Annotated in this window: 1 protein-coding gene; it reads right to left on the bottom strand. The window is 35.5% G+C overall.

What is annotated here, in order from left to right; translation table 11 throughout:
- Positions 1-18: 18 nt before the first annotated feature.
- Positions 19-392: integrase core domain-containing protein (locus A9G32_RS00945; protein ID WP_141672856.1), on the bottom strand; the 374-nt coding region annotated here is incomplete at its 5' end.

Genomic DNA, 392 nt, shown 5'->3' with positions numbered 1-392 from the left:
TGGAATGGCAACACATTTTCAAACAAAAAAATTAAGGGGTAAGTGTTTTTTAAATTCAACGGGAGGCAAGTAGCCTAACGAAGAATGTAATCGTTTATGATTATACCAATAGGCATAAGCCGAAAAAGCGCGTTGTAACTCAGCCGTTGAGTTGAAACGTTGGCCTTTTACAAATTCCGTTTTAATTGTTTTAAATGTCGCTTCCGCTACCGCATTGTCATAAGGACATCCTTTCTTGCTTAATGAATGCGTGATATTAAATGTCTTAAAACAATCCGCTAATAACCGATTATCAAACTCTTTACCGCGGTCTGAATGAAATAAATCTAATTTTGATAATGGTTGTTTAATTTGGCTTAATGCCGACATAACAAGCTCTGCTGTTTTATGTT

Source organism: Gilliamella sp. Gris3-2 (assembly GCF_001690345.1).
Lineage (GTDB): Bacteria > Pseudomonadota > Gammaproteobacteria > Enterobacterales > Orbaceae > Gilliamella > Gilliamella bombi.
This window is presented reverse-complemented; position numbering and strand designations above follow the sequence as displayed.